We start from the raw sequence: 8,417 nt of genomic DNA, 5'->3' as shown, positions 1-8,417 counted from the left end.
CTCTTGACTAAATGTGGGATTATTTTTAAATAAATAGCAGTGGATAAAAATAAAGCTTGAATAACTGTCACTTTTTTATTAAGCTTTTATTTCAGAGAGGTTCAAATCTATCACTATCTGTTGATGAACAATTAGCTGGTTCTAGGATACTGTAAGAAATAGATTTGTACTCATACCTGACCTGGAATGTTTTTAAGTGTCAATTTACCAAACAAGAGCCAAAATCTTGTAGGTAATCAAAACTATTAAGAGGTTAACCTCTAAAACTGTATTGCAGAATTTAGTAAAATTATTAAAATAAGGGCTACCCGAAGGCTCGAAAGTGTTTGCCTATTACCATCAACCAGGGGCGAATGGTTGTAACCAGTACCATTATTGCACTGGGCTTCAGGAAAGTCTGTCAAATTCTAGGCGTTAACCAGTGAAGAGTTGACTGGTTCTAAGTGTTTTACCATTAACTGTCACAATTTTATATTTTTGGTGTAAGTTGTGCCTTTTGTGAATTGAATCAATCTCAAATTCAAAATTCTTTGACTACTTTATTAAGGCACATAAAAGTTATGTCTAGGAGTATATTTTGTCAAGGCTGTTTGCTATTTTTCAGCTATCTTTTTTTAGCTGCTTAGGAATGCAGTCCATAAGCAAAATTTTGCTGCACAGACATAATCAAAGCTCAGGTAATATGTCTCAGATTTGGCAGTTACTTTCCAAGTGAAGACCATCAACGGCAATTTTTAAGCATTTAAATCTGAGAAAAACAATGAAAATCTCTCTAATTTTATCAAAGTAGGGAGTAATAGATAGCGTTAATTACACACCAGCACAAAATTTCATCAACCTTTGAGGAGGAATAGTGACTTTTGAAGGTTTTATTCTTTCTTTAAAGCTGAAGAACAAGTGTAAAAGATAAATTTGCCCACATTTGATAGTTGACGGCAACTGGTAGAAATTATGTCAGAATATTCCGGTCAAGACAATGCTTTTGAAAGCTATGATATGCACGAAAGCAAGTTTTTAACGCCTTTTCAGCGAAAAGCGCTACTGAAAAATTTGCAAACAAATTTACAAGCAGAATATCGTCGGCGGATTGAAATTATGTTGCTGGCGGATATGGGTAAATCTCAAAGCCAAATTTGTGAAGCTTTAGGTTGTTCGCAGGAAATGGCGCGGTATTGGATTGGAATTGCAGAGGCGGGTATGGCGCACAAAAGGAATGAGCGGCCTATCGGTAGACCCCAGACTGTTAACGATCGCTACATCGAACGTTTGAAAGAATTAGTGAGTAATAGTCCCCGTGAATATGGCTATGCATTTAGTTATTGGACAGCACAATGGTTGAGCAAACATTTAGCAAATGAATTTGGTATTCAAATTACCGATCGCCATATCAATCGTTTACTCAAACAAATGGGTCTTTCCACCAAACGTAAAAACAATCAGCCACAAGAAACTGACCAAAATAAAGATGCTGGTATTACAATTTCTGATTTGCAATCTAATCCTGAAGCTAAGGTAAATTGGTCTTTTAATTTAATTCAGTCAAATAACTAATCTGTCATGAATCATTAGTCATTGGTCAGTTATCCAATGACCAATGACCAATGCCCCATGCCCCATGACCAAATACAGTTTTGGAGGTTAGAAAATGTCATCAGCATTTTCTCAGCAATATTTAGCTGAACAAATAACTCGAACTTTAGGTGAGTCGCTATCAGATGAACAACTGCAAAAATGTCTCAAAGTAGTAGAAATCATCGAACCACCAGTGGCGAAGCAGTTTTGGGAAGCAACTACAGCGGAGCCTGGAATTTATATTGTTCTCAGTGGTAAAGTGAGGCTTTTGGATAGCTCTAATAACTTAATTACTACTTTTTTGTCTGGAGCATCATTTGGCGAGTTGACTTTATTTACAGAATATCAATTCAATCCTTACGTTGCTAGAGCTTCCGTGAATTTAAAGCTTTGTTATCTCAAACAAGAGATTTTAGAAGCAGTAATTTTGAGTTCAGACAGCATCAAAAATCGCCTTTTAAAACGTGCAGAAACTTGGGATTTACTTCTTTTATGTTGCCACAATTCCTTAATTAATCTTAATGGAAGTGTAGAGGAAATATTGAAAGCATTATCTTTATTTCATCGTCACATTTTGGAAAGTAATTCTTTAATGAATAACCTCATCCAAGATAAACACTTGTGGTTACTTCATTGTGGGGAAATACAAAACTCTAGCGGACAGAGATTAACGCCGGGAAAAATTTATTTAAATCCAAAACATGGAAATTGGCAAGTAACTCAACCAACCATTGCTTATAGTTTGAGTAATGCTGATTGGCAAACAGCACTACAACATTGGCCGCAATTAGTCGAGTTAATAGATTTTCAAGAACGTCAAGCTGAAGTGGCTAGTAGGGAGTGGGGAGTAGGGAGTGGGGAAAGTTTTTCTCAATCCCCAATACCCAGTCCCCAATACCCAATCCCTAAAGTTGAGTCGAAACAAAAGCCAAATAAACAACGACCATACTTTCCTAGTCCAAAAGTCAGGGCTGGGCATTTTTTCGGGCGTTTGACTAAACGATATCCATTTTTTGAACAACAAAGCGCTTCAGACTGTGGTGCATCTTGCTTGGTAATGATTAGCCGCTATTGGGGTAAGCGCTTTAATGTCAACCGTATACGGGATTTAACTAACATCAGTCGTAGTGGCGCATCAATGCGAGGTTTGAGTGTCGCCGCAGAAACTATGGGCTTTGCGAGTCGTCCGGTAAAAGCTAGCTTAGATAAATTAGCACAACAACCCCTACCAGCGATCGCTCACTGGGAAGGCAAACATTATGTTGTTGTCTATGAAATCAATCAAAAGCGTGTGATTATTGGCGACCCCGCCATCGGTCAACGTAACCTGACTCATAGCGAATTTAAAACCGGTTGGACTGGTTATGCTTTGTTATTACAACCCACAGATTTACTGAGAGAAACCGACGAAACAATTACACCATTTTGGCAGTTTTTTGATTTAGTAAAACCCCACTCCCAAGTATTGATAGAAGTATTTATCGCTTCAGTATTAATTCAATTACTTGGACTTGTGATGCCTTTATTTACTCAGTTACTCTTAGACCGAGTAATTGTCCAAGGTAGCACCTTAACTTTAAATGCCGTTGGTTTAGGATTACTAATTTTTAGTTTTTTTCGGGTTGCCATTACTGGACTGCGGCAATATCTGTTAGATCACACAGCAAATCGCTTGGGGCTAGCACTATTAGTAGGTTTTATTAAACATACTTTTCGCTTGCCTTTAGCTTTTTTTGAGTCGCGTTATGTAGGCGATATCGTTTCTCGCGTCCAAGAAAATCAAAAAATTCAGCGATTTTTAACTGGAGAAGCTCTTTCTATTTGCTTGGATTTGTTAACAGTATTTATCTATGTTGGATTGATGTTTTGGTACAGTTGGCAAATGGCGTTATTATGCTTGGCAATTGTACCACCTTTTGTATTGTTGGCGCTCATCGCTACACCTTTTTTGCGCCGCATCAGCCGCGAAGTTTTTAATGCCTCAGCCCACGAAAATAGTTATTTAATTCAATCCCTCACGGGTATTCGCTCTGTTCGCTCCATGGCAATCGAGCAAACAGTACGCTGGCGTTGGGAAGAACTGCTAAATAATGTCATTAAAAAGACTTTTAGCGGACAGATAATTAGTAATCAGCTACAAATTTTCAGTTCTGGCATCGAATCCTTAGTGACCACTGGATTACTTTGGTTTGGTGCGTGGCAAGTAATCCAAAACCAACTGACCATCGGGCAATTAGTGGCTTTTAATATGTTGTTAGGCAACATTATTAGACCTTTTCAAAGACTCGTGGTGCTGTGGAATCAATTACAAGAAGTAATTATTTCCACAGAAAGAATTAATGATGTTTTGGAAGCAGAACCAGAAGAGGATTTACAATATCAAACACGACAGATATTAAATAATTTACGCGGTCATATCATCTTTGACAATGTGACTTTTAGATATCATCCAGAAAGCGATATTAATGTCTTAGAAAATCTCAGTTTTGAAATCAAACCCGAACAAACTGTTGCAGTGGTAGGACGTAGTGGTTCTGGAAAAACAACTCTCTCGAAATTAATTTTGGGACTATATCCGCCGACAGATGGTAAAGTACTAATTGACGGTCAAGATGTAACTAATATATCCCTGCGATCGCTGCGTTCTCAAATTGGTGTTGTTGACCAAGATACATTTTTGTTCGGCGGTACAATACGCGAAAACATCAGCATTGCTCACCCAGAAGCCTCACAAGAAGAAATAGTTGAAGCCGCGCGTTTAGCAGGAGCAGATGAATTTATTCAGCAAATGCCAATGGGCTACGAAACCCAAATTGGCGAAAGTGGTGGTATGTTATCTGGCGGACAAAGGCAACGCTTAGCCATCGCCCGTGCTTTGCTAGGAAATCCCTCTTTCTTAGTATTAGATGAAGCAACCAGTCACCTAGATGCTGAATCGGAACGGATTATTCAGAACAACCTCAAAAAAATTCTTCGAGGACGCACAAGTTTAATTATTGCTCATCGACTTTCTACCGTGCGTCATGCCGACTTGATTTTAGTTCTAGACAGGGGAATTTTACTAGAAAGCGGTACTCACGAGCAATTAATTGCCAAAAAAGGTCATTATTTCTATCTCAATCAGCAACAATTCGCGCAAAGAGCTTGAAGATTTTTTTGAGTTAAGAGTTAAAAATTAGGGGTTAGGAGTTAGAAGTTAAGAGTTAAAAGTTAGGAGTTAGGAGGTAGGAGTTAGGAGGTAGGAGTTAGGAGGTAGGAGTTAAGAGTTAAGAGGTAGGAATTTTCAGTCTTGGGTTTTGCGTTTGCTGAATAGGAATATGAATCATTGTCAAAATCTTTTAAAAAGAGGCTAAACATGCTCTTTTTATGTGCATAAAAGTATTTTATGTTGTTAATCAGCAAGCCATAATTTTGCATGAAAAATCAACTGAAATTCCCAACTCCTAACTCCTAACTCCCAATTCCCAACTCCTAACTCCTAACTCTCAACTCTCAACTCTCAACTCCTAACTCCTAACTCCCAACTCTCAACTCCTAACTCCCAACTCCCAACTCCCAACTCCTAACTCCCAACTCCCAACTCTCAACTCCCAACTCCTAACTCCTAACTCCTAACTCCTAATTCCCATTCCCCAATTCCTATGCCAAACTCATCTAATAATTCATCATCTGCGTTCGCCATAGAGAAGGACGCTAAATTTTACCTAACTGAGGACAAAAGTAGTGTTATCAATCCTCAAGTACAGGAAACATCTCAGACGAATGATTGGTTTTACGGTACTGAGGAACTGTTAGATGCTTTACCAAAGATTTGGACGCGTTCTTTATTGTATTTACTGGTTGGCTTTGCTGCCATTGTTATACCTTGGTCGATGCTTTCTAAGGTTGATGAGACAGGAAGTGCTAGAGGACGGATGGAACCTGAAGGAGCAACGCAACAATTGGACAGTCCTGTTAGTGGTAGTGTGACGGCTGTGAATGTCAAGGAAGGTGCAACGGTAAAAGCAGGACAGGTTTTAGTTCAACTGGAGTCTGATGTGCTGCGTTCGGAACTACAACAGGTGCAGACAAAACTAGAGGGTTTGTTAAATCGGCGATCGCAACTCGATCTCCTCAAAAATCAAATTATACTGACGATTAATATCCAAGAACAGCAAAATAAGTCGCAAGAATTGGAGAAAATCGCCCAAATTAATCAAGCACAGCAAAACCTTGACGCCAAGCAAAGTACTTATAATTTAGAACGAGTGGAAAAACTGGCTTTAGTAGAACAAGCTAGTCAAAATATTAACTCTACTCAAATTGCCCGGAAATTAGCTCAGACTCGTTTAACGCGAGATTCCACGGAAGTTGAACGATATCGCCAACTTTTGCAAGAAGGAGCAATTCCCCAAACCAAACTTGTGGAACTTCAAAAAGTAGCAGAAGAAAGCCAACGCTTACAAGAGCAAGCAAAATCTGATATAACTCAAGCTCAATTGCGGTTAAAAGAAGAGCTTAATCGCTATCGTTCCCTCATGAGCCAAGCTTATTCAGATATTCAACTTTTCAAACTTCGTTTACAAGAACAGCAAAATAGCTATCGCAGTTTAATACAAGCAGGTAAACTGGCAATACTGAAAAATCAGGAACAGTTAAAAGATTTACAAACTCAAATTACTAGCGTGCAATCGGAAATTTTGCAAACTGGCGGCCAGATTACATCTTTAAAACTACAATTACAACAACGAATAGTGCGATCGCCTGTTGATGGGGTAATCTTTGAATTACCTATTCAAAAACCAGGCTCAGTAGTAGAACCAGGACAATTAATTGCCCAAGTTGCACCAAACGATACTCCCTTAATTCTCAAAGCCCAAATACCCAGCCAAGAAAGCGGTTTTTTGAAGGTGGGAATGCCGGTTAAAGTCAAATTTGATGCCTATCCTTTCCAAGATTATGGAGTAGTGCAAGGACACGTTAACTGGATTTCACCTGATTCAAAAATTCAAAGAAGCGAACAAGGTAACACCGAAACCTATGAACTAGAAATCTCCCTAGCTCAGTCTTATATTCAAACCGCCAACAAACGTATTCCCATAACACCAGGTCAAACAGCCACCGCAGAGGTAGTTATTCGCCAACGTCGGATAATCGACTTTATCTTAGATCCATTTAAAAAATTACAACAAGGTGGTTTGGAGCTTTAAGGATTTAGGTTACGTTGACTGTTGATTGTTGACTGTTGACTGTTGACTGTTAACGGTCAATAGTTTTTATTCTTTTTTATCTGTTCCCTATTCCCTGTTCCCTGTTCACTTTTAATTTTCTAAAAAATCATCATCAAAAGATAAGAAAGCTATAATTAATAGAGTTGCAATTACAATTAAAACGCCCTATTAAATTAGGTGAATAATTGGAGGAATTAGATTATGTCAAAGGTATTGACTGTTTCTCCTGAGGATATTATTGACCATGTTAAATTGTCTTTTCAAATACCTAGCATATTGGAGGCGATCGCCAGTCGAAAAATTGTTGAAGATGAAGCTAAACAGGCAGGTATTGAAGTTGGTTTAGAAGAACTACAAAAGGCGGCGGATCAGCTGCGTTTAGCTAACCAACTTTTGAAAGCAGAAGATACTTGGACATGGTTAGAAAAAAATTATATTTCTCTCGATGACTTTGAAAAGATAGTAGAAACTACTTTATTATCTGCCAAATTAGCAAATCATTTATTTGCTAACAAAGTCGAGGCATTTTTTTACGCCCATCAACTTGATTACGTCGGAGCAGTAACTTATGAAGTGATTTTAGATGACGAAGACTTAGCACTAGAATTGTTTTATGCTCTGCAAGAAGGCGAAATTAGTTTCAAAGAAATCGCCCGCCAATACATCGAAAATATTGAAATACGACGTGCTGGAGGTTATCAAGGAATACGTCTTCGCAAGGATTTTAGACCAGAAATAGCAGCAGCGGTCTTTGCTGCTAATCCTCCGCAAATTCTCAAACCAATTACCACTCCCAAAGGAGTACATATAATTGCAGTTGAGGAAATTATTAAACCTCAATTGGATGAACAGCGACGCCTACAAATCATAGGAGAATTATTTGCTAATTGGTTAAAAGCACAAATCTCCGCTATGGAAATAGCGGTAAATTTCAGCAAATTTCTTAATTCTCAAACCTCTAAAGAAATACTAATCGAGCAGTCAGAATTCAGAAGTCATAACTCAGAATTAAAACAACCTTTGGCTTAACACCATTTCTTTGTGAAGCTGCATATATTTACCCTCCTGCTTGGTAAGGAGGGTCTTGATTATGTGCATTTTCATACAGAATTGCTATAACACTATTCTCTTAACAAAATTAATGTGACAAACCATTACTGATTTGTCACATTTTGTTGTAGAAAAAATGTTTGTAGTAAGGACTTTAGTCCTTGCTTTATAAGCACTAAAGTGCTTACTACGAACCTATCATAACTCATCATTAGTTTGAGCTATGTTTATCGTTACTTTGTTGAAACCAAGTTGATTCTAGTTGAAAAAAGCCTAAATTTTGATGTTCGCTTTTATCAAAAATCCAATTATTCTTCATTAATCTGATGTAGGTACGAGATGGTATATATTCCAGAGGATTGAAGCCACTAAAACGTAGCATTAAAAGACAAGCCCAGGAGTACTTTCCATTTTTTATAGCGTTGATAATTTCTTCTAATTCTTGATGATTAAAAATAGCTGTTCGATTTAAATTCTCATCAAAATCAGGAAAATCTTCATTCATATAATTACCTCAGAAATTTACAGATGATGCTAAAATTAAGGAAACCTGATTAATTAAAGATGATATAATCAGTAAATAAC

At 37.7% G+C, this 8,417-nt stretch carries 5 protein-coding genes; 4 read left to right on the top strand and 1 reads right to left on the bottom strand.

Features of this window, described 5'->3' with window-relative positions:
• Positions 1-951 precede the first annotated feature (951 nt).
• From GNE10_RS28285 to GNE10_RS28270, 4 genes are all read left to right on the top strand, one after another.
• Complete coding sequence (locus GNE10_RS28285) at positions 952-1,551, top strand: helix-turn-helix domain-containing protein (RefSeq protein ID WP_185568944.1); 600 nt, start codon at positions 952-954, stop codon at positions 1,549-1,551.
• A 94-nt stretch (positions 1,552-1,645) separates the two neighbouring features.
• Positions 1,646-4,720, top strand: a complete 3,075-nt coding sequence (locus tag GNE10_RS28280; RefSeq protein WP_185568942.1) for a peptidase domain-containing ABC transporter — start codon at positions 1,646-1,648, stop codon at positions 4,718-4,720.
• A gap of 493 nt (positions 4,721-5,213) precedes the next feature.
• A complete protein-coding gene (locus GNE10_RS28275; RefSeq protein ID WP_185568940.1) occupies positions 5,214-6,761 on the top strand; it encodes an HlyD family efflux transporter periplasmic adaptor subunit in 1,548 nt (515 codons plus the stop codon).
• 222 nt (positions 6,762-6,983) lie between these two features.
• Complete coding sequence (locus GNE10_RS28270; protein ID WP_185568939.1) at positions 6,984-7,811, top strand: peptidylprolyl isomerase; 828 nt, start codon at positions 6,984-6,986, stop codon at positions 7,809-7,811.
• A 232-nt stretch (positions 7,812-8,043) separates the two neighbouring features.
• On the opposite strand, the gene GNE10_RS28265 is transcribed toward GNE10_RS28270, so the two are convergent.
• Positions 8,044-8,337, bottom strand: coding sequence for a HetP family heterocyst commitment protein (locus tag GNE10_RS28265; protein ID WP_185568937.1), 294 nt, complete (start codon positions 8,335-8,337; stop codon positions 8,044-8,046).
• Positions 8,338-8,417 lie beyond the last annotated feature (80 nt).

Source organism: Nostoc sp. 2RC (assembly GCF_014222165.1).
GTDB lineage: Bacteria > Cyanobacteriota > Cyanobacteriia > Cyanobacteriales > Nostocaceae > Nostoc > Nostoc linckia.
Note: the sequence above shows the minus strand (reverse complement) of the source record. Positions and strands in the feature narration are given on the sequence as shown.